We start from the raw sequence: 21,210 nt of genomic DNA, 5'->3' as shown, positions 1-21,210 counted from the left end.
GCGTCATGCCGGCTTGCGCGCGAAGTGCCTGGTCAGGCTTTCCGCGATACGGTGCAACGGTACGATTTCAGATGCGGCGCCCAGTTCGGCGGCGGCCTTGGGCATGCCGTAGACAGCGCTGGTGGCGCGGTCCTGGGCGATGGTCAGGAAGCCATGGTCGCGCATCGTTTTCAAGCCGAGCGCGCCGTCCCTTCCCATGCCCGTCAATAGTACCCCTGCCGCGTCGCCGCGCCATTGGCGCGCCACGCTGTTGAAAAAAACGTCGATGGAAGGGCGGTACAGGCCTTCCACCGGGTGCCTGGTGTAGTTCAGTGTGCCGTCGCGCAGCAGCACCAGGTGGTCATTGGTGCCCGCCAGCAGGACGGTCCCGGGCGCGGGCGTGTCGCCCGGCAACGCCAGACGCACGGGCATCGGGATCTGCTCGTCCAGCCAGCGCGCCATGTCCTGGGCGAAGGTCGCGTCGACGTGCTGGACCAGGATGATCCCGGCCGGGAAGTCGGCCGGCAGCGCCTTGAGCAGCAGCGCCAGCGAAGGCGGCCCGCCCGCGCTCGCGCCGATCGCGACGAGCTGCCGTGGCGCCGTGGTGGATACCGGCGGGACGGGGCCCTTCGACGCGGGGCGCTGGCGGTCGTAGGCGCCGATCAGCCAGCCGGCATTGCGGATCTTGCGCAGCAGCGGCGCCGCGGCGGACTGGGCGCCCCCGGCATCGAACGCGGGGATCTCGATGGCGTCCAGCGCGCCGTGGCCCATCGCGTCGAACACGCGCGACGTATTCTGGTCGACGTCGGTGGCGACGATGATGATCGCGCAGGGCGTGTCCGCCATGATGCGGCGGGTGGCTTCGCTGCCGTCCATCACCGGCATGGCCAGTTCCATCAGCACGATGTCCGGCCGCGCGGCGGCGCAACGCTGCACGGCCTCGGCGCCATCGAAGGCGATCCACGCGACCTGCAGGTCGGGGTCGGTGGCCAGGACCTGCCTGAGCAGCTCCACCGCCGCCGGTTTGTCGTTGACGATGCCTATCTTCACGCGTCCGCCCGTCCTATCAGGTCTTCGACGGCATCCAGCAGCGCGTCGTCGTGGAAGCTGCTCTTCCCCAGGTAATAGTCGGCGCCGGCATCCAGGCCCCGCTGCCGGTCTTCCGGCCGGTCCTTGTACGAAACCACCATCACGTGCATCGACTGCATCCGCGGATCCTTGCGGATCAGGGTGACCAGTTCTATGCCGTCCATGCGCGGCATGTCGACGTCGGTGACGACCAGATCGAAATGCTGGGCACGCGCCATGTTCCAGCCATCCATGCCGTCGACGGCGACCGCCACGTCGTAGCCGCGGTGGCTGAGCAGTTTACGTTCCAGCTCGCGCACGGTCAGCGAATCGTCCACCACCAGGATCCGCTTGCGGGGCGCGGCGGCGCGCTCCGCGGCGGGTCCGTCGACGCGGCGCAGAGTGCCGCCGGCTGCCTGCTTTTCGATGGTGCGCAGCATGTCCTCGACGTCCAGGATCAGCACGGGCACGCCGTCTTCCATGACCGCGCCGGCCTGGATGTCCTGCAGCTTGCCCAGGCGCGGATCGAGCGGTTGCACCACCAGCGTCTGCTCGGCGATGAAACGGTCCACGGCAACGCCGTAGCGGCGGCCCTGCGGATCGGTCAGCAGCACGACCGCCACCAGGTCGCCCAGCGCCGGCTGCCGCGCGTATTGCAACACCTGGCTGGCGCCGACCAGGCCGATCTGCGCACCGTCGTGGGTGAAGTGCTGGCGGCCTTCCAGCTGCGCGATGGCGGTGCGCGGCAGGCGCAGCGTGCGCGACACGTAGGCCAGCGGAAAGGCGTAGCGTTCGCCGGCGATATCGACGATCAGGCTGCGCACCACCGACAGCGATAGCGGCAGCTCCAGCGTGAAGCGGGCCCCCTGGCCGGGGCGCTGCAATACGCGGGCGGTGCCGCGCAGGCGCCGGGCCATGTCGTGCACCACGTCCAGGCCCACGCCGCGGCCGGATATCTCGGTGACCGCCGCGCGGGTGGTAAAACCGGGCAGGAAAAGAAAGGCCAGCGTTTCCGTTTCGCTGAGCGTGTCGGCGGTCTGCCGCGTGGCCAGGCCGCGGCGGATGATCTCTTCGCGCAGGGCGGCGACGTCGATGCCGCGCCCGTCGTCGCCGACTTCCACCACGAGCATGCCGGCGCTGTGGCGCGCCTGCAGCGTGACGGTGCCTTCTTCGCGCTTGCCGGCGGCGCGGCGCTGGGCGGGCATTTCGATGCCGTGGTCGACGGCGTTGCGCAGCAGGTGCGTGAGCGGCGCGTCCAGGCCTTCCAGGATATCGCGGTCCACGCGAGTGTCGGTGCCGACGATTTCCAGCCGCGCCTGCTTGCCCAGCGTACGGGCGAGATCGCGCACCATGCGGGGCAGGCCCGCGACCGCGTCGCCGAAGGGGCGCATGCGGCATTGCAGCGCCGTGTCGTACAGGCGCTGGCCCAGGTCGCCGATACGCCAGCCGAATTGGTCGGCCTGCGCCATGCGGTCGGCCAGCATGTCCTGGCAGGCGGCGGCGTGCTGGCTTGCCTGTTCCAGGGCGGCCAGTGCGGCGGCATCGGCGCCGCCGGCGGCCACCGAGTGTTGCAGCGATTCCAGGGCCTTGGCCAGGCCGTCCTGCATGCGCTTGAGCGGGAGCAGGGAGGCGGCGAAGGGCGAGAGGCGGTTGGCCTCGACCAGGGTTTCGCTGGACAGGCCCAGCAGTTCATCCAACGTACGCGCCGTCACGCGCAATGCGCGTTCGGCGATCTCGCCGTCGCGAGGCGGCGCCGGATCCGGCGTCCCGGGCTGCGGATCCGGCGTCCCGAGCTGCGACGCCGGCGCGGGCATAGCGTTCTCGGCGATGGCGTCGCCGCCGGGCGGCCCGCCCAGCGTATCGATGAAGGCCTGCGCCGCCACGACGTCGGCCTGTGCGTCCGCCGCCGGCATATGGCGCAGCAGATCGGTCCCGCGCAGCAGCATGTCGATGGCGGCGGCATCCAGCGGCGCGCGGCCTTTCTGCGCGTCGACCAGGCGGTCTTCCATCGCATGCGCCACCCGCACCGGCCCATCCAGGCCGACGATGCGCGCCGCCCCCTTGAGCGAATGCGCGGCGCGCATGCATGCGGCCAGGTGATCCTGCGCCAGCGGGTCGCGCTCCAGGGCCAGCAATCCGGCATCCAGTACCTGCACCTGGACGTCGGCTTCCATCTTGTACAAGTCCAGCAGCGAGGCGTCGCGCAGGGAGTTGGGACTCATGCCAATTTCCCCTCGATCGCATGCGCCAGCCGGTTGGCGTCCAGCATGCCGACGGCGCGGTCGCGGTAGCGCACGACGCCCGCCGCATAGTGGCCGCCGGCGAGCGTGTCGGGCAACGCCCCGATGGCCGTGCGGGGATAGGGCTGTATGCCGGCCACTTCGTCGACCGGGCTGACGATGGTGCCGCCGCGCGTGGACAGGACGAGCATGCGCGGCGTGGCCTTGTCGGCGGCGTCCTCGCGCGGCGCCAGGTCGAGCAAAGCGGCCAGCGACACGCAGGGAACCAGTCGTCCGCGGACATTGCACACGCCCAGGACCACGCCGGACCGGCGCGGCAGGCTGTGGACAGGGCGCATGGGCGTGACTTCGGCCAGCGCCGACACCGGCAGGGCCAGCCATTCCGCGTGCAGGCGGAAGATCAGCAGCGAGATCATGTCCGTGCCGGTGGCGGTCACCCCGCTGTCGGGCCGTGTGCCGGCGCCGCCGGCACGGCCGTCCGCCGCGATCCCAGCCGCGCCCGCCGATGTGCCCGCCGATGCGGCCGCGACCCCGGCCACGGAACCCGGCCGCATCGCGGCGGCGTCCCCCTGCAGGACCGCGGTATCCGCCTGCGCGCGATACAACAGGTTCTTGGCCGCCTCTTCCTGCACCGGGCATTCCCGGCAATGGATATATTCCGCCAGCCGCGGGCAGGACCGGTCGCCGCGTACGCCGATGCGGTTCCAGCAGTCATCTATCGGCGCGGAATCGCGTTCATGCATAGCCGTTTCCGTGACGCGCGGCGCGCGCTCTCAGTTGGCGGGCCGGCGCGACCTCGCCACGCGTTTCCAGCAGCGAGGCCAGATGCAGCAGGGCCTGCCGATGCCCCGGATCCAGGTACAGCGTCTTGCGGTAGGCCGTCTCGGCCGCCGCCGGCTGGTTGGCCGCATCGGCCAGCAGCCCGATCAGATAATAGGCCGGCGCGGACGCGCCGTGGGCCTGGATGTGCGCGGTGGCCGCCGCGCGGGCGTCGTCCAGCCTGCCGGCATCGGCCAGCGCCTGCACGTGTTCCAGCGAGGCCGGCGCGCCCGCATCGCCCGCGTGGGCTGCCGCCGCAGCGGACGTCGAAGCCGGCCCGGCCGTGCCACGGTCAGGGCCGGCGCCCGGCCGCGACGCCGGCGCCTGGCCGTCGCCCTTGCTGCCCGCGCGCGGCGCCGGCGCCTGGGTCGATGCGCCGGCCAGCGCGTATGGCCGGGGCCGTTCCGGGGCCGCGGGCGGCCGGGCCGGGCGGCGCGGCGCGGCCCCGCGGCCGGCCGCCAGCGGCGCATGCCGAAGGTCCGCCGCCGGCGCCGCCCCCACGGCATTGCGGAACGCAAATGCGCGCGCCGCGTCGATCTGCTTCAACCCCAGCCGGGTGAGCAGGCTGGCTTCGGCCGGCCCGACGAAGATCACGCCATCGGCGCGGCACAGCCGCCGCAGCACGCCCACCGCGGCCTCCTGCGTCGGATTGTCGAAATAGATCAGCAGATTGCGGCAGAACACGAAGTCGTAGGCGTCGGCGGGCAGTGCCAGCGCCGGGTCCAGCAGATTGCCGGACTGGAAACGTACGTGCGCCCGCACGCGCGGGCTCACGGAATAGCCCTGCGGCGTTTCGGTGAAGTGCCGCGCGCGGTAGTCCAGCGCCTCGCCCCGGAACGCATTGCGGCCATAGATGCCCTGTTCGGCGCGCGCCACCAGGCGGTCGCTGATATCCATGCCCAGCACGGCGAAACGCTGCGGATCGATGCCGGCATCCAACAGCGCCATGGCGATGGTGTAGGGTTCTTCGCCGCTGGAACAGGGCAGGCTCAGGATACGCAGGGCGTCGCCATGCGCGGCGCGCTGGCGTGCCAGCAGCGCCAGCGTGTCCATCGACTCGGCATGCCGGAAGAAAGACGTTTCCGGCACCACCACGGTTTCTATCAGCTCCTGCTGTTCCCGCGCGGAGCCGACCAGCAGTTGCCAATAGGCCGCCGCATCGCCGCCCGTGGTGGCCTGCGCGCGTTGCCGTACCGCCCGTTCGACGGCGGCCGTGCCGATGGACTCCGCATCGAGTCCGATCCGCCGCTTGAGCAGGGCGCTGAAATCGTCCGTCGTCATGGCGCGGACTCCGGTTCCGCGGACCCGACGGCGCGGGCGGCTTGCTGGAACAGGTGTTCGCGTACCTGCGCCGGCAGCAGGTCATCGACGTCGATCCGCTGCACCAGGCCTTGTTCGTCCGGCCGCACGGGACCGAGATAACGCGCATCGGGATAGTCCAGGCCGCAGGGCACGAACTCGCCTTCGTCGTAATGCACGGTCTGCGTCGCGTGCTCCAGGAGCAGCCCCAGCAGCCGTGCCGGCGGCGCGGCGCGGTATTCCACCACGGCGATGCGCGTGCTGGCCCGCGCCGCTGACTTGCGTCCGGTCGCCAGCGCGCTGATATCGATGACAGGCACCGGGGTATCGCCGTACAGCAGCACCCCCGCCGCCCAGGCCGGCGCGGCCGGCAGCCCCTTCAGCGGCATCCAGGGCAGCATGCGCACGATAGGCGACGCCGGCAGGACGTAGCGATCGCCCCCGATATCGAAGCGCAGGAACAGCCGCCTGGCCCGCGTGCCGCCATCGGCGCGCGCCGTATCGGTGCTTGCGCGCGTCGCGGCGGCAGCCATCACATCCTGAACCGCGTTACGCTGCCGCGCAGTTCGCCCGCGACCGTGTTGAGGTCGTCGATGGCGACGCTGGACTGGCGCAGCGATTCCACGGTCTGCTGCGTGGCGTCGGCCAGCTGGCTCAGCGCCTGGTTGATCTGTTCGGCGCCCGTCGCCTGGGCCTGCATGCCTTCGTTCACCATCTGCACGCGTGGCGCCAGTGTCTGCACGTGCTGGATGATCTGGGCCAGCTGTTCGCCAACCTGCTGCATCTCGTTCACGCCCCGCCGCACTTCTTCGGAAAACTTGTCCATGCCCATGACACCGGCCGCCACGGATGACTGGATTTCCCGCACGATCTGTTCGATATCGAAAGTGGCGACGGCGGTCTGGTCCGCCAGCCGGCGGATTTCGGTGGCCACCACGGCGAAGCCGCGGCCGTATTCGCCGGCCTTCTCTGCCTCGATGGCGGCATTCAGCGACAGCAGGTTGGTCTGGTCGGCGACCTTGTTGATGGTGGTCACCACCTGATTGATATTGCCGGCTTTCTCGTTCAGCACCGCCAGTTTCGCGTTGACCGAGCCGGCGGCGTCCATCACCGTGCGCATCGTGGTTTCCATGCGCGCCAGGTCATGGTGGCCTTCGTCGGCCAGGCTGGCGGTCTGGTCCGCGGCGCCCGACACTTCGTTCATGGTGCGCACCAGGTCGCGCGAAGTCGCCGCGATCTCCCGCGAAGTCGCGCCGATCTCCGTGGTGGTCGCCGCGACTTCCGACGCCGTGGCCTGCTGCTCCTTGGAGGTGGCAGCGATCTGCGTGACCGACGTCGCCACCTGGATGGCGGAGCGCTGCGCCTTGCCGACCAGGTCGGTCAGTTCGTCCGCCATGCGGTTGAAGCCGGTTTCGACGGCACCGAACTCGTCGCGCCGGCCCAGGTCCAGCCGGCTGGCCAGATCGCCCTTGCCGAAAGCCTCCAGGACCGAGACGATGCGCTGCATGGGGCCGTTGATCGCCCGCATCAGCAGCGCGCCCGCCGCCACGGCCACGATCGCCGCCAGCACCAGGCCGACGAGCATGATGGCTTCGGCGTGGCGCAGGGCGGCCAGGATGTGATCGATGGCGTCGTCGGTGCGCTGGCGATTCTCGGCCAGCATCTTGTCCGTCACCGCCAGGCCTTCCTTGAACACCTGCTGCAGCTGGCCGCGCAGCAGGTCGCGCGCGCCGGCCGCGTCGCCGGCCTGCAGGCTGCCGAGTATGCGGTCTTCGATCTTGCGATAGCTGTCCAGCGCCCGCTTGAAGTCGTCGTAGACCGCCCGGTCGTCGCCGATGAACGGCGTGGACTCATAACCGCGCATGTCGGCATCGAGCTGGCCCTGCGTGCGGGCCACGTCGGCGCGCACCTTGGCGACCGCCGCGCCAGCCGTCTGCTCGACCTGGGCGCTGACGCCTTCGCGCAGCACGTCGTAGGCATCGCGCCAGGTATTGCGCATGTCCATCGCGTACCGCAGCCCGGGCAGCGAATCCTGATCCATGCCCTGCGCGTCGCGGTCCACCGCCAGCAGGCGCGTGTAGTCGACGATCACCATCAAAAGCATCACCGCCAGGATGGCGGCGAAGCTCGCATAAATGCGCCGTTTCAAGGATTGGTTCTTCATACGGACCGTACACCTTTGTGGCAGGACTTTTGGATTTTGTCTTGATGAGCAGAGCCGACACAATACGATGCAGCAATGTGCAATATCAAGCAAACAACGGTCCCGGCGCCTCAGGACACGTCATTTCAGCCCGCGCCGTTGTTTTTGAACGGCGTATGGGCCGCCAATTGTTCGCGATAGTCGCCCATGGCGGCGCCTTCGCGGTCCAGGAAGTCCGCGATGGCCGCTTCGAAACGGCTGTCGGCAATCCAGTGGGCCGAGCAGGTGGGCTCGGGCAGCAGGCCGCGCGCCATCTTGTGTTCGCCCTGGGCGCCGCCTTCGAAACGGTCGATGCCGTTGGCCAGGCAGTACTCGATCCCCTGCACGTAGCAGGTCTCGAAATGCAGTCCGGGGACGAAATCATGCGTGCCCCAGTGGCGTCCGTACAGGGCGGCGCCGTCGGTCATGTTCAGCGCGCAGGCGATGGGCACGCCGTCGCGATGGGCTTCGACCAGCACCAGGGCATCCGGCAGGGCGCGGTGTATGCGCTGGAAGAACGCCAGGTTCAGGTATGGGCTGGACCAGTGGTTGCGGTACGTCTCCTGGTAGCAGCCATGGAAGAACCGTAGCGCGGCATCGTCGATGTCGCCGCCGCGCCGCCAGCGGAAGCCGACGCCGGCGGCCGCCACCCGCTTGCGGTCCTGCCGCAGTTTCTTGCGCTTGTCATGGTTCAGCGACGCGAGGAAGCCGTCGAAATCGCGATAGCCCTGGTTGCGCCAGTGGAATTGCACGCCCTGGCGGATCAGGTAGCCGGCTTCGCGCAGCGCGGCCGCATCCTGGTCGTTGGGGAACAGGACGTGCAGGGACGAGAGCTTGAGCCTGGCCGCCAGTTCGATGGCGCCGCGCGCCAGCGCGACGCGGTCCGCATGCGAGGCGGCCAGCAGGCGCGGTCCGGTCACCGGCGTGAAAGGCACCGAGCACAGCAGCTTGGGGTAGTAGCGCAAGCCGTGCCGGGCGAAGGCATCGGCCCAGAGCTGGTCGAACACGAACTCGCCGCGCGAATGCGCTTTGACGTATAGCGGCATGGCGCCGGCCAGGGTATCGCCGCGCCACAGGCTCAGGTAGAAAGGCGTCCACCCCGTGTCGGGCGCCGCGCAGCCGGTCTCGTGCAGGGCGCTCAGGAAGGCATGGCGCAGGAAGGGCTGTCCGCCCGCCAGACCGTCCCACAGGGCAGGCTCCACGTCGCTGAGTGATTCGAGGACTTGCAGGCGGATGTCGGCGGTCATGGCGGTAGGCATGGAAGCCCGCAGTATAGGGCAGGGGGGCAGGGGGCCGGTCCCGCCCCCGCTTTTCCGTTACCCTGGCGGGATGAATGATGCCGCACCTCCCAATCCCGGGCAGACCGAGCTGCGCGCGGCCGCCCTGCGGGCGCTGGCGCTGCCGGCCTGGGAGCAGAAGCTGCGCCAGGTGGACGCCATGGCGCCGGACGCACCCGTCGACTGCATGGCCGTATTGCAGGAGCCGCCCGACCTGCCCGGCCGGCCTTCGCTTCCCCCACTGGTGCCCCCCGCACAGCTCAAGCCGCGCCCCGTGGGCACCCTGGCCGGCAGGGCGGCGCTGATCCATGCGATCGCGCACATCGAGTTCAACGCCGTCAACCTGGCGCTGGACATCGTGTGGCGCTTCGCCGGCATGCCGGCGGATTTCTACCGCGATTGGCTGCGCGTGGCCAAGGAAGAAGCCAGCCATTTCCAGTTGCTGAACGCGCACCTGGCCACGCTGGGGCACGGCTACGGCGACTTTCCCGCCCACAACGGCCTGTGGGAAATGGCGGAAAAGACGCGCGACGATCTGGCGGCCCGCCTGACCCTGGTGCCGCGCATCCTGGAAGCGCGCGGCCTGGATGCGTCGCCGCAGATACGCGACAAGCTGCTGGCCGTCGGCGACGAGGCCGGCGCGGCCATCCTGGACATCATCCTGCGAGAGGAAATCGGCCACGTCGCGGTCGGCAACCGATGGTGGCGCCATCTATGCGCGCTTCTTGGCAAGGACAGTATCGCCTGGCACGCCGAACTGGCCGCGCGCCATGCCGCACCGCGGCAGCGCGGGCCCTTCAACCTGGAAGCCCGCCGCGCGGCCGGCTTCGACGAGGCGGAACTCACCTGGCTGGCGGCGGCTCCGACCCAGCCAGATACTCGATGATCTGCGGCACGGGCGCCTGCGCGATGCCGGCCTGGCTGGCCCGCGCATAGGTATCGCGGATGGCCTGGGCCGTGCCATGCGGCGCGCCGGTCTCCTGCGCCATGGTGGTGTAGTACCCCATGTCCTTCAACGCGTTGGCGATGGAAAACCGGAAACTGCCCGTATCGCCGGATTCGATATAGGGGCGCAGTCGGCCCAGCACCACGCCGTCGCCGCCGCCCTTGGCCAGGATGTCCAGCAGCACGGCGGAATCCACGTCGGCCATCCTGGCGCACGCCGCCGCTTCGGCCAGCACCGCGGAAAAACCCAGCGAGACGTAGTTGTGCAGCAGCTTCAGGCGATGGCCCGAGCCGATCGGGCCCGCGTGGACGATGTTCTCGGCATAGGCCTGGAGCACCGGCTTGCAGCGTTCGAACAGGGCGGGGTCGCCGCCCACGATCAGGTTCAGCCGGCCTTCGGCGGCTTCCTTGGGCGTGCGGGTCATGGGCGCATCCAGGAACAGGCCGCCGGCCTTTTCCACGGCCTGGGCCACTTTCAGCGTGGACGAAGGAATGGCGGTGGAGCAGTCGACCACCACCGTGCCCGCGCGCATCCCGGCCAGCACGCCGTCGGGCTTGAACAGGACGTCTTCGACTTCCGGGGTGCCGGTCACGCACAGGATGACCATGTCGGCTTGCCGCGCCACGTCGGCCGCGGTCGCCGCCTTGGTGGCGCCGCGCGCCAGCAGGTCGTCCACCGGCTGGTTGCCGGGATGGTCCAGGAACACCAGCGGATAGCCGGCCTTGGCGATATTGAACGCGATGCCGTGGCCCATCTGGCCCACGCCGATGATGCCGATACGGGTCTTGCCGGCTTCCGCCATGTCTGTCTCCGGTTTCAGGCCCGGCCCGCCAGCTCCTGCATTTCGGCCAGCAAGGTCTCGGGCACGTTCACGCCCTGTACGCGCGCCTGCTGCTCCAGGCCGGCGCGGCGTTGCCCGGGCAGGCGCACGCCTTCGTCCGCGAGCATAGCCGATACCAGCGTGTCGACGCGTTCCAGGTAAACGTCACGCCCCGCCAGCGCGCCCGGATCGATGACCAGGAAGGCCTGGCCGATGCGCGCGCGATTGCCTTGCTCCGTAAAGAAGGAATCCGCCTCGAAACCGAAATGCGCGCCGGTCAGCGCGCAGGCCAGCAGTTCGACGATGAGCGCCAGCATGGCGCCCTTGGCGCCCCCCATGGGCAGCATGCTGCCGGCCAGGCCCGCCTTGGGATCGGTTGTGGGCTGCCCGTCGGCATCCAGCGCCCAGCCCAGCGGAATGTCCTTGCCGTCGCGCGCCGCCACCATCAGCTTGCCGCGCGCGACTTCCGATAGCGACAGGTCGATCACCAGCGGCAGCGCGTCACGGCGCGGGAATACCGCCGCGATGGGATTGGTGCCGAACAGCGCCCGCTTGCCGCCCCAGGCCGGCATCGCCGAAGGCGAGTTGCCCATGGCCAGGCCGACCATGCCGGCCCGGGCCACCGCGTCCAGGTGGTAGGCCGCCACGCCGAAATGATGGCTGTTGCAGACGCCGGCGAAGCTCACGCCATGTTCGCCCGCGCGCTGGATGGCCTGCTCGATCGCCAGCGCGCAGGCGCTGAAGGCCAGGCCATCGGCGGCGTCCACCAGGACCGCGCCGCCGCGTTCACGCGCGATGCGGGCGATGGCCTGGCCATCCGCGCGGCCGTTGCGCAGGTGCGTCGCGTAGAACGGCACGCGCGACACGCCATGGGATGCGATGCCCTGGCTTTCGGCGTAGATCAAGGCACGCGCGGTATCCGCGGCCATGCGCGGATGGGCGCCGGCGCCTTGCAGCGCGGCGGCCGCCAGTTCGTAGAGCGCGTCAAGCTGCAGGATGGGCATGTTGGTTTCCTGATTTCAAGACTTCCGCCACGCGTTGCGCCACCATGTCGGACACCCGCGTGTTGGCTTCCATGCTCAGCCCCGCCACGTGCGGCGTCAATATCAGCCGCGGCGCATCGGCCAGGGGGCTGCCGGCCCGCAGCGGTTCGTCGGCGAACACGTCCACGGCCGCGCCGCCCAGCTTGCCCGCGCGCAGGGCCTGCGCCAGCGCGGCTTCGTCGACGATGCCGCCGCGCGCCGTGTTGATCAGCACGGCGCCGTCCTTCATCGCGGCAATGCGTGAGGCGTCGAACAGATTGCGCGTGCCTTCGGTCAGGGGAATATGCAGGGTGACCGCATCCGACCGCGCCAGCAGCTCGATCAGGGGCACCGGGGTGACGCCGCTTTCGCGCCAGGCGGGATCGTCGTCCGCCAGCATCGGGTCATGCGCGACGACCTGCATATCCAGCCCGCGCGCCAGGCGCGCGGTCAGGCGGCCGATGCCGCCGAATCCGACGATGCCCAGCGTGCGGCCATGCACCTCACGGCCGTTGGACATCGCCGGGCGCGGCCAGGCGCCTTGCGCCACCGCCAGGCTGTCGTGGTAGACGCCGCGCATCAGCACCAGGGCGCTGGTCACCACGTATTCGGCGACCGCGCGCGCATTGGCGCCGGTCGCGGGCAGCACATGTATGCCGCGATCGCGGCACGCCACCACGTCGATGTTGTCCAGTCCCACGCCCAGCCTGCCCACGGCCTTCAGCCCGCGTCCGGCTGCCAGCATCTCGCCATCCACGCGGGTGCGGTTGCGCACGATCAGGGCGTCGGCGCCGTCCAGGGCCTTGAGCAGGTCGGCGCGCCGGTCCACCAGGTCCGGTTCGAACCGCACGTCGAAGTCGCGCCGCAGCAGGTCCACCGCCGGCGCGTCCATGAATTCGGAAATAACGATGTGCATAGCCTCGCTCGCACGACATGACGAAGAAACCGGCGCCGGCGCCCATGCGCCCGCGCCAGCGTGACGGCGTCCATCCGGGCGGCTAGCCGACCTGGATGTTCGCTTCCTGGATTGTCCTGGCCCAGCGCGCGACTTCGCCCGCCAGGTACTGCTTGAACTCCGCCGGTCCGCGCGGACGCGGAATGAAGCCCAGCTGCGTCAGCGTCTTCTGCATTTCCGGCTGCCGCACCTGCTTTTCGATGGCCTTGCCGATGCGTTCCACCAGCTTGGGATCGGTATGCGCGGGCACCATCACGCCGGTGAAGTTCTCGACGATCAGATCCGGCATTCCGGCCTCCGCCACGGTCGGCACGTTGGGCAGGTCGGGGCTGCGCTCTTTCGTCGTGACCGCCAGGGCGCGCAACTGGCCGCCTTTGACGTAGGCCAGCGATTCCGGATAGTTGGAAAAGATCACGTCCAGCTGGCCGCCGATCAGGTCCGTCAGCGACGGTGCGCCGCCCTTGTACGGCACGTGCAGCAGCTTGGTGCCGGTCAACTGCTGGTACAGGGCCAGCGTCAGGTGCGGCGGCGTGCCGTTGCCGCTGGAACCGGCTGACAGGGAACCAGGCCTGGCCTTCGCCGCCTTGGTCAGATCGGCCAGCGTCTTGATGTCGCTCTTGGGGTTGACCACGATCATCATGGGCGAGGATGCCAAGCCGGCCAGCGGCACCAGGTCGGTCATCAGGTCATACCCGGCCTTCCCCTTGAACAGCGTCGCGTTGGCGGCGTGCGACATGGTCATCGCAAGCCAGGTGTACCCGTCCGGCTCGGCCCGCGATACAAAGGCGGCGCCGATATTGGCGCTGCCGCCCGGCTTGTTTTCCACCACCACGTTCCAGCCATCGGATGACGATATCGCCTTGGCGACCTGGCGCGCCGCCACGTCCGTCAGCCCGCCTGGGGGGAAGGGCACGACATAGTTGATGGGCTTGGCAGGCCATTTGTCGCCGCCTTGCGCGTACGTCCTGAACGACGGCACGGCAAGCGCGACGCCGGCGGCACCCAGGATGCCCAGGGCGGAACGGCGGCCAGCGGAAAGCGGCAGATCCGTGGATATGCGTTTCATGGTGTCTCCTCCGATAGGGGGCGCCGCCGTCCGCATGCGCGGCGGCGGCGCCGTGGCGCCCGGCCATCTATGGACCGGTGCGCCGGGAAGCGCCCGGCTTCAGGCGCTTTCGAACAGCCGCGTCAGGACGAATTCGCGATGGCCCAGCGCTTCCGCCGCCGTCCAGCGGCCGTTGATGGTGGCCATCATGCATTCCAGCAGCTTGTCGCCGGCCTGGTCCAGGTCCATTTCGCGTTGCAGCAGCCCCGACGTATCCACGTCGACGTGCTCGGACATGGTGCGCACGGTGCGCGGATTCGCGCAGATCTTGATGACCGGCAGGATGGGGTTGCCGATCACATTGCCCTGGCCGGTGGGAAAGAAGTGCACGGCATAGCCCGACGCGGCGCACAGGGTGACCATCTCCGCGGCGGCCGACGACGAATCCATGAACCACAGCCCGCTGTGATCGGGAATCTCCGCCTTGTCGATCACGCCGTCGACGCGGCATTTCTTGCCTATCTTCTGGATGTTGCCCATGGCCTTTTCTTCGATCGTCGTCAGGCCGCCGGCGATATTGCCCTTGGTCGGCTGCGATTCGGACAGGTCGCTGGTCTTCCAGCGATCGATCATGGCCTGGTAGCGGTCGAACATGAACATGAAGCGTTCGCGCACCTTGTCGTTGGCGCAGCGCTCGGCCACGATATGTTCGCCGCCGGTCAGTTCGGAGGTCTCGCCGAACACCAGCGTGGTGCCCAGCGGATACAGCTTGTCGAAGGCATTGCCGACGGTGGGATTCGCGCCACAGCCGGAAGTCGTGTCGGACTCCCCGCACTTGGTCGACACCCACAGGTCGCTGATCGGGCATTCGGTGCGCTGCAGCGCGGTCGCATAGTGCACGAATTCCTTGGCGGCCTTGGACGCGCGCATGATGGTGTCATGGTCGCCATGCAGTTCGATGGAGAACCCGGCGACGGGCTTGCCGGTCTTGGCGATGGCGTCGACGATGCGCTTGGTCCAGCCTTCCTCGATGCCGATGACGATGACGGCGGCGACGTTGGGATTGCAGCCGGTGCCGATCAGCGTGCGGAAGTGCAGTTCCAGGTCTTCGCCGAACTGCAGGCGGCCATAGGGATGGGGCAGGGCCATCGTGCCCTTGATGTTATTCGCCACGGCTTCGGCGGCGGCATTGGAGATGTCGTCCACGGGCAGCACGATCACATGATTGCGTACGCCGACGCGGCCGTTGTCGCGGCGATAGCCGCGGAAGGTGGTGGATGCGGAAATGACAGCCATGAATGTTTCCTTGGGCAGGCGTGAATAGGGTGGCGGAACGGCTTACCAGCGCTTGGTCTTGATGTTGTGGACGTGCGCGTGCTGGCCCGCCTGGATGTCGGCCACCACCTTGCCGATGTCGACGCCGTACTTGAAGACCGTGTCGCCCGTCTTCATGTCTTTCATCGCCACCTTGTGCCCGATGGGGATGTCCTGCCTGGCCTTGACCTGGATGACCTTGTCTTCATCCATGATCCAGGCGTTCAGTTCCGTGCCCGCGGTAATTCCTTCCACCACGGCGACGGCCACCGTGTCCTTGGCGTCATGCAATACGGCATGAATCATGAGTCTCCTCCTGATGGCGGCGCGATCGCATGCATCCTGCGTCGCACTCGCTGTTGATCGTGGGGATGATCTTATTTTCGAATTTCATCCATGTCAACCAAATCATATATATGACTTGGATGGCTGCGAAGCAAGCGGGTTGCCGGTTCCGGCGGCAGTTTTCAGGGGACGGAAATGAAAAACCGGACCCGATGGGTCCGGCGGGGCGACACAGGCGGGGGCGACAGGCGGGCGCGCCGTGCGGCCGGCGCATGCGGGCCGTCGCGAAAGCCTACGCGCGGATCGCGCCTTCGGCCAGCTTGCGCTTGTACACCGGCAGGTCCACGCTGGGGCGGGGGGCCGACATCTGCGTCAGCAGGTCCGCCACGAAGCCGCGGTGATAGCTGTTGTGATTGACCACGTGCATCAGCATTTCACCGTTCGACATGCGTCCGGTGTTTCCGCCAATCAGGGCAAAATCCTTTTCCCGCGCCAGGGATTCGTCCGTCTGCGCGGCCGACCAGTCGATGTACCAGTCGTCGAGTTCCTGCTGCGCCCGCCACAGGTCCTCTATTTCCGGATGCGTGACGGCGTTCAGCGCCGCTATCCCGTGTTCGCGGCCTTCGATATGGGCCTGCCAGATCAGGTCCACCACATAGGTATGGTTCAGCGACGTGGCGAAGCTCTTGAACAGGGACACCCGGTCCTTGTAGATCTCGTCCGACGGCAGCGCCATCACGATGGCGAAGGTTTCGCGATTGGCCCACCGCTTGTAGTCGGCGAGCATGCGGGCGGATGCGGCATTCAGCATGGCGGTTTCCTGGCAGAAGTTCCGATGCCGGGCAGCATACGCCGGAATAGCTGTACGGAAACTGTCAGCCCGCCGAGCGGCGCTGGCGCACCGCCTCGGCCAATTGCCGCAGCACCGGCTCGGTTTGCGCCCACCCCAGGCAGGCGTCCGTGATGGACACGCCACGCTGCAGCGGCACCCCGGGCTTCAGGTCTTGGCGGCCTTCCTCCAGATGGCTTTCGATCATGACGCCGACGATGCGACGGTCGCCCGCCGCGAGCTGTGCACCGACGTCGCGCGCCACGTCCACCTGCCTGCTGTGCGACTTGTTCGAATTCGCATGGGAGCAGTCCACCATGACCTGCTCGCGCAGGCCTGCCTTCCTCAGGATCTGGCAGCAGGCGTCGATGCTGGCCGCATCGTAGTTGCTGCCTTGCTTGCCGCCGCGCAGGATCACGTGCGTGTCGTCATTGCCGCGCGTTTCGAAGATCGCCGCCATGCCCATCTTGGTCATGCCCATGAAGGCGTGGCTGGCGCGCGCCGCCACGATGGCGTCCGCGGCGATCTGCACGCCGCCGTCGGTCCCGTTCTTGAATCCCAGGGGACAGCTCAGGCCGGACGACAGCTGGCGATGGCTCTGGCTTTCCGTCGTGCGCGCGCCGATGGCGCCCCAGGCGATCAGGTCGGCGATGAATTGCGGGCTCAGCAGATCCAGGAATTCGGTGCCCGTGGGCAGGCCCAGGCCCGCGATGTCCAACAGCAGCTCGCGCGCGCGGCGCAGGCCTTCGTTGATGCGGTAGCTGCCATCCAGGCGGGGGTCGTTGATATACCCTTTCCAGCCCACGGTCGTGCGCGGCTTTTCGAAGTACACTCGCATGACGATCAGCAGGTCTTCGCGCAGCTCGTCCGCCGCGGCCTTCAGCAGCCGGGCGTAGTCCATCGCCTGGTCGTGGTCATGGATGGAGCAGGGGCCCACCACCACGACCAGCCTGTCGTCCCGGCCGTGCAGCACGTCCGCGATGGAACCGCGCGTGCGCTCCACCAGGTCCTGTATGGCGGGCGAGACCGGCAGCTCATCCAGCAGCAGGGCGGGAGAAATCAGCGGCCGCACCGCGCCGATGCGCACATCGTCGATGCGAGTGGTATCCAGGGTGGAGTCGGCGTTGCCGACTTCACGGTCGTGTAAAGGGTCATCCAGGCGGTTCAAGGCTATCTCCAGGCGATAGCGCAATTATTGCACTGTCTATTGCACTGTCGGCGGGCCGTCCGTGGATCGGGTCAGGTTTTCCCACCGATCGATATCCTCCGCCATGGCGGCCAGCTTGCCGCGCACCAGTCCCAGCGCGTCGCTGCCCAGCAGCAGGCGCGCAGGCGGATTCTCGCTCGCGAGCAATTCCAGCATGGCGCGGGCCGCCTTTTCGGGGTCGCCCAATTGCCTGCCGCTCTTCTCTTCCCGCGCCTTGCGGATGGGATCGAACACGGCGTCGTAGTCCGCGATCGCGCGCGGCGTGCGGACCATGGACCGGCCGGCCCAATCGGTGCGGAAGGACCCGGGCTCCACCGCCGTGACGAAAATCCCGAAGCCCCGGACTTCCTGGCCCACGGTTTCGGAGATGCCTTCCAGCGCGAACTTGCTGCCGCAGTAGTAGGCGATGCCGGGCATCGTGATGATGCCGCCCATCGACGTGATGTTCAGGATGCGGCCGCGCCGACGCTGCCGCATATACGGCAGGACGGCCTTCATCATGGCGACCGCGCCGAACACGTTGACGTCGAATTGCCGGCGCATTTCGGACAGGGGCGACTCTTCCATCACGCCTTCGTGCCCGTAGCCGGCGTTGTTCACCAGCACGTCGATGGCGCCCACCTGGGCCTCGATATCCGCCACCACGCCATCGATGGCGTCGAAGTCGGTGACGTCCAATTGCCGGGCGATGGCAAGCCCGGGATGCAGCGCTTCGAACGCGCGGGCCGCTTCCGCGCTGCGCACGGTGCCGACGACACGATGCCCGGCTTGCAGCGCCGCGCTGGCGAGGGCGCGGCCGAAGCCGCTGCTGACGCCGGTGATGAGGATAGTGTTGTTGGTGGACATTTCGCCTCCGAAATAAGAACAGTAAGTGCATAATAGTTATTCCGGTATCGGAGTTTGAGTCCATATTTTCTATGTTTATTGCCTATTTCTATTGGTACTCCCGTTTTGCCCATACGGGCGCGGCGGCGGCGCGCGCACGATATGCGGGACACTGACGACGGATCTGCCGGCGGCCGCGCGGCTTCGCGTTCGGGAACGCCACGCGCGCCACGGCGTTCGGCCACGCCCGCGCCGCCGCGCACATGGCCGGCCACGCCCATGCATGCCAGGGCGATTTCGCTGCTGCAGGCCTTGGCGCCGGCCGAAGGCTATAACCTGACCGTCTTGCCCGATGTCCGCATCCTGCGGTCGGATCGTCCGCTGGCAAGTACACCCGTCCTCTACGACCCCGGCATCGTGATCGTGTGCCAGGGGACCAAGCGCGGCTACTTCGGCGACGAGGTCTATGTCTATGACGAGCGGCATTACCTGGCGGTCTCCGTCCCCGTGCCCTTCACCATGGAAACCGACGCCACGGCACGGCGGCCCCTGCTGGCCATCTACATGCACCTGGACTTCGCGCTGGCGGCGGAATTGATCCTGGAGATCGATCGCCTGGGCGGCGTGCCGCCCGCAGGCAATCCGCGCAGCATGACGTCCAGTCCGATGGATGAGGATTTCTTCGCGTCGGTGCTGCGCCTGTTGGCGGCGCTCAGCCGCCCGCTGGAAGGCGAACTGCTCGGCAGGTCGCTGGTACGCGAAATCTACTTTCGCGTGCTGACGGGCCCGCAGGGCGAGGCCATACGCGCCGCGTTGTCGATGCAGGGCCGGTTCGGCAAAGTCGGCAAGGCCTTGCGCCGCATCCATGCCGGTTATGCAACCCGCCTGGATATCCATGCGCTCGCGGCGGAATCCGGCATGAGCGTGCCGGCTTTCCACGCCGCCTTCAAGGCGGTCACCAGTACCTCACCCATGCAATACCTGAAATCGACGCGTCTGCATCAAGCCAGGCTGTTGATGGTGCGCGAGGCGTACACCGCCGCCGTGGCCTGCCACGCGGTCGGCTACGAAAGCGCTTCGCAATTCAATCGCGAGTTCAAAAGGCTGTTCGGCCTGACGCCGGCGGCGGAGGCGCGGCGCATGAAAGCCAGCTTCGCCTTGCCACCCGCCCATGCGCATGCGGTGTACGTGTCTTCGCATTGAAGTGCGGACAAAGCGCTGGCTGGAGGCGTCGAGACGCGCCTGAACCTGCTCAACGATTTTGGAAAAGCACCGGAGGGCAAAGAAAGTTACCAAAAAAGCCGTGCCCGACGTGTCGCGACATTGCAAAAACCTGCGGGATGGCTCACCGTTCGTCGTGGTGTTCTAGCCGTTTGTCAGTGTTGTTCTCCTTGGGAGTCAGACAATGCAATGGCTGTTCGAAACGCTGCGCAAGTATCCCGAGCTCGCGATTTTCCTCACGCTGGGCGTGGGTTATTGGATAGGCGCCAAGAAGGTAAAGGGATTCAGCCTGGGCGCGGTGACGGGCACCCTGCTGGTCGGGGTGCTGGTCGGCCAGCTCGGTATCCAGATCGCGCCCATCGTCAAACAGGTCTTTTTCCTGCTGTTCCTGTTCGGACTCGGCTACGGAGTGGGACCGCAATTCTTCCGCGGCATGAGAAGCGACGGCCTGCCTCAGGTCCTGTTCGCGGTGGTGCTGTGCGTGCTGTGCCTGCTCGCCACCTGGGGCACCGCGGTGGCCTTCGGTTTCGATGCCGGCACCGGCGCGGGCCTGCTGGCGGGCGCGCAGACCATTTCCGCAGTGATGGGCGTGGCCACGGATACGATCAACGGCCTGAGCAGCGTCGACAGTGCGACGCGCACACGCTGGATCAACAGCATCCCGGTGGCCTACGCGGTCTGCTATATCTTCGGCACGATAGGCAGCGCGTGGCTGCTGGCCAGCATCGGACCCAAGCTCATGCGTGTGGATCTGGCGCAGGTGTGCAAGGAGTACGAGGCGCAGATGGCCGGCGGACAGGACACCCTCGAGCTGTCCGGCTACCGCAGGTTCATCGCCCGCGTGTATCGATTGGACCAGGCCGACCTGATAGGCAAGAGCGTGGCCGATCTGGAGGCGCGCTTCGGTGATGACCGCGTGTTCGTCGAGCGTATCCGCCGTGGCGGCACCATCATCGATGCCGATCCGGCCACCCCGTTGCAGGCCGGAGACATCCTGGGCCTGACAGGGCGCCATGACGTACTGGTCCTGCGCGGCGCCGCCAACGTCGGGCAGGAGGTCGAGGATCCCGAGCTCATCAACCTGCCCGTCGAGTTGATCGAGGTCGTGCTGACGAACAAGAACGTCGCCGGCAAGACGCTGCGAGAGATCGCCAAATCCCCGCAGTCGTCGTTCGGTCGTGGCGTATTCCTGCGCAAGGTCGTGCGCGGCGGGCATGAGATGCCGGTCAACTGGGGCCTGAAGCTGGATCGCGGCGACCATCTTTTCATCGTCGGCGCCAAGCGGGACGTGGAGCGGATGGTCGACAAGCTGGGCTACGCGGATCGCCAGACCGAGCAGACGGATATGGTCTTCGTCGGCTTCGGCATCGTCATCGGCGGCCTGTTGGGCTCGCTCGTGCTGACGGTGTCGGGCATCCCCATCACCTTGTCGACGTCCGGCGGCGCCTTGATCGCCGGCCTGGTCTTCGGCTATCTGCGTTCCGTCCATCCCACCTTCGGCAGGGTGCCGGCGGCGGTGCACTGGTTCCTGACATCGGTAGGCCTGACGACCTTCGTTGCCGTGGTGGGCATTTCGTCCGGCCCGGGCTTCGTCGAAGGCTTCCGGCAACTGGGGCTCAAGCTGTTCCTGGCCGGCGTGGTGGCCACGTCCGTGCCGATGCTGCTGGGCGTTCCTCTCGCGCGCTACGTGTTCAAGTTCCATCCGGCGATCGCGCTGGGCGTATGCGCCGGCGCCCGCACGACCACGGCGGCGATCGGCCAGATCACGGAAAACGCCAAGAGCCAGGTGCCGGCGCTCGGGTACACCATCCCCTACGCCATAGGCAATACGCTGTTGATCATCTGGGGAATCGTCATCGTCATGCTGATGGCTTGAT

19 protein-coding genes are annotated in these 21,210 nt (G+C 67.9%); 3 read left to right on the top strand and 16 right to left on the bottom strand.

Going from position 1 to position 21,210, the window contains the following annotated elements:
* Nucleotides 1-3: 3 nt before the first annotated feature.
* The 7 genes from CAL26_RS18645 to CAL26_RS18615 form a co-directional block, all read right to left on the bottom strand.
* On the bottom strand, nucleotides 4-1,029 hold the full coding sequence (locus CAL26_RS18645) for a chemotaxis response regulator protein-glutamate methylesterase (protein WP_094848285.1): 1,026 nt from the start codon (nucleotides 1,027-1,029) through the stop codon (nucleotides 4-6).
* Nucleotides 1,026-3,269 (bottom strand): hybrid sensor histidine kinase/response regulator, encoded by a 2,244-nt coding sequence (locus tag CAL26_RS18640; protein ID WP_094848284.1) that lies wholly within the window; start codon nucleotides 3,267-3,269, stop codon nucleotides 1,026-1,028. The genes CAL26_RS18645 and CAL26_RS18640 overlap by 4 nt, the downstream gene beginning before the upstream one ends.
* Nucleotides 3,266-4,030, bottom strand: coding sequence for a chemotaxis protein CheW (locus CAL26_RS18635; RefSeq protein ID WP_094848283.1), 765 nt, complete (start codon nucleotides 4,028-4,030; stop codon nucleotides 3,266-3,268). Before CAL26_RS18635 ends, CAL26_RS18640 begins: the two co-directional genes overlap by 4 nt.
* On the bottom strand, nucleotides 4,023-5,387 hold the full coding sequence (locus tag CAL26_RS18630; protein ID WP_094848282.1) for a CheR family methyltransferase: 1,365 nt from the start codon (nucleotides 5,385-5,387) through the stop codon (nucleotides 4,023-4,025). Before CAL26_RS18630 ends, CAL26_RS18635 begins: the two co-directional genes overlap by 8 nt.
* Nucleotides 5,384-5,938, bottom strand: a complete 555-nt coding sequence (locus tag CAL26_RS18625) for a chemotaxis protein CheW (RefSeq protein ID WP_094848281.1) — start codon at nucleotides 5,936-5,938, stop codon at nucleotides 5,384-5,386. Before CAL26_RS18625 ends, CAL26_RS18630 begins: the two co-directional genes overlap by 4 nt.
* The gene (locus tag CAL26_RS18620) at nucleotides 5,938-7,569 is read right to left on the bottom strand and encodes a methyl-accepting chemotaxis protein (protein ID WP_094848280.1); all 1,632 of its coding nucleotides are present in this window, start codon (nucleotides 7,567-7,569) and stop codon (nucleotides 5,938-5,940) included. Before CAL26_RS18620 ends, CAL26_RS18625 begins: the two co-directional genes overlap by 1 nt.
* Before the next feature lie 125 nt (nucleotides 7,570-7,694).
* On the bottom strand, nucleotides 7,695-8,834 hold the full coding sequence (locus tag CAL26_RS18615; protein WP_094848279.1) for a GNAT family N-acetyltransferase: 1,140 nt from the start codon (nucleotides 8,832-8,834) through the stop codon (nucleotides 7,695-7,697).
* A gap of 82 nt (nucleotides 8,835-8,916) precedes the next feature.
* Here CAL26_RS18615 and CAL26_RS18610 point away from each other — a divergent pair, with 82 nt between their 5' ends.
* A complete protein-coding gene (locus CAL26_RS18610) occupies nucleotides 8,917-9,750 on the top strand; it encodes a ferritin-like domain-containing protein (protein ID WP_094848278.1) in 834 nt (277 codons plus the stop codon).
* Here CAL26_RS18610 and CAL26_RS18605 read toward each other — a convergent pair.
* The 9 genes from CAL26_RS18605 to CAL26_RS18565 all read right to left on the bottom strand — a co-directional run bounded on the left by CAL26_RS18605 (nucleotide 9,707) and on the right by CAL26_RS18565 (nucleotide 18,133).
* Nucleotides 9,707-10,612: an NAD(P)-dependent oxidoreductase gene (locus CAL26_RS18605; protein WP_094848277.1), complete on the bottom strand. Its 906-nt coding sequence runs from the start codon at nucleotides 10,610-10,612 to the stop codon at nucleotides 9,707-9,709. The genes CAL26_RS18610 and CAL26_RS18605 overlap by 44 nt on opposite strands.
* Nucleotides 10,613-10,626: 14 nt before the next feature.
* Nucleotides 10,627-11,634, bottom strand: a complete 1,008-nt coding sequence (locus tag CAL26_RS18600; RefSeq protein WP_094848276.1) for an Ldh family oxidoreductase — start codon at nucleotides 11,632-11,634, stop codon at nucleotides 10,627-10,629.
* Nucleotides 11,615-12,568: a hydroxyacid dehydrogenase gene (locus CAL26_RS18595; RefSeq protein WP_094848275.1), complete on the bottom strand. Its 954-nt coding sequence runs from the start codon at nucleotides 12,566-12,568 to the stop codon at nucleotides 11,615-11,617. The genes CAL26_RS18600 and CAL26_RS18595 overlap by 20 nt, the downstream gene beginning before the upstream one ends.
* An 82-nt stretch (nucleotides 12,569-12,650) precedes the next feature.
* Complete coding sequence (locus CAL26_RS18590) at nucleotides 12,651-13,673, bottom strand: Bug family tripartite tricarboxylate transporter substrate binding protein (protein WP_094848274.1); 1,023 nt, start codon at nucleotides 13,671-13,673, stop codon at nucleotides 12,651-12,653.
* A 99-nt stretch (nucleotides 13,674-13,772) separates the two neighbouring features.
* A complete protein-coding gene (locus tag CAL26_RS18585; protein WP_094848273.1) occupies nucleotides 13,773-14,948 on the bottom strand; it encodes a UxaA family hydrolase in 1,176 nt (391 codons plus the stop codon).
* A 42-nt stretch (nucleotides 14,949-14,990) separates the two neighbouring features.
* Nucleotides 14,991-15,272 carry a UxaA family hydrolase gene (locus CAL26_RS18580; RefSeq protein WP_086066060.1) on the bottom strand — a complete coding sequence of 94 codons (282 nt, stop codon included), beginning with the start codon at nucleotides 15,270-15,272 and terminating at the stop codon, nucleotides 14,991-14,993.
* 271 nt (nucleotides 15,273-15,543) lie between these two features.
* The gene (locus tag CAL26_RS18575; RefSeq protein ID WP_094848272.1) at nucleotides 15,544-16,062 is read right to left on the bottom strand and encodes a DinB family protein; all 519 of its coding nucleotides are present in this window, start codon (nucleotides 16,060-16,062) and stop codon (nucleotides 15,544-15,546) included.
* 64 nt (nucleotides 16,063-16,126) lie between these two features.
* Entirely contained in the window at nucleotides 16,127-17,248 is a 1,122-nt protein-coding gene (locus CAL26_RS18570; RefSeq protein WP_094848271.1) for a 3-deoxy-7-phosphoheptulonate synthase, read from the bottom strand.
* Nucleotides 17,249-17,284: 36 nt separating this feature from the next.
* Entirely contained in the window at nucleotides 17,285-18,133 is an 849-nt protein-coding gene (locus CAL26_RS18565; protein WP_094848270.1) for an oxidoreductase, read from the bottom strand.
* Between the two features lie 258 nt (nucleotides 18,134-18,391).
* On the opposite strand from CAL26_RS18565, the gene CAL26_RS18560 reads away from it, so the two are divergent.
* Nucleotides 18,392-19,315 carry an AraC family transcriptional regulator gene (locus CAL26_RS18560; protein ID WP_094848269.1) on the top strand — a complete coding sequence of 308 codons (924 nt, stop codon included), beginning with the start codon at nucleotides 18,392-18,394 and terminating at the stop codon, nucleotides 19,313-19,315.
* Between the two features lie 202 nt (nucleotides 19,316-19,517).
* The gene (gene aspT / locus CAL26_RS18555; RefSeq protein WP_094848268.1) at nucleotides 19,518-21,209 is read left to right on the top strand and encodes an aspartate-alanine antiporter; all 1,692 of its coding nucleotides are present in this window, start codon (nucleotides 19,518-19,520) and stop codon (nucleotides 21,207-21,209) included.
* Nucleotide 21,210 lies beyond the last annotated feature (1 nt).

It is taken from the genome of Bordetella genomosp. 9, assembly GCF_002261425.1.
Taxonomy (GTDB): domain Bacteria; phylum Pseudomonadota; class Gammaproteobacteria; order Burkholderiales; family Burkholderiaceae_B; genus Bordetella_C.
The sequence above is the reverse complement of the archived record's forward strand: the minus strand, read 5'-3'. Positions and strand labels throughout refer to the sequence as shown.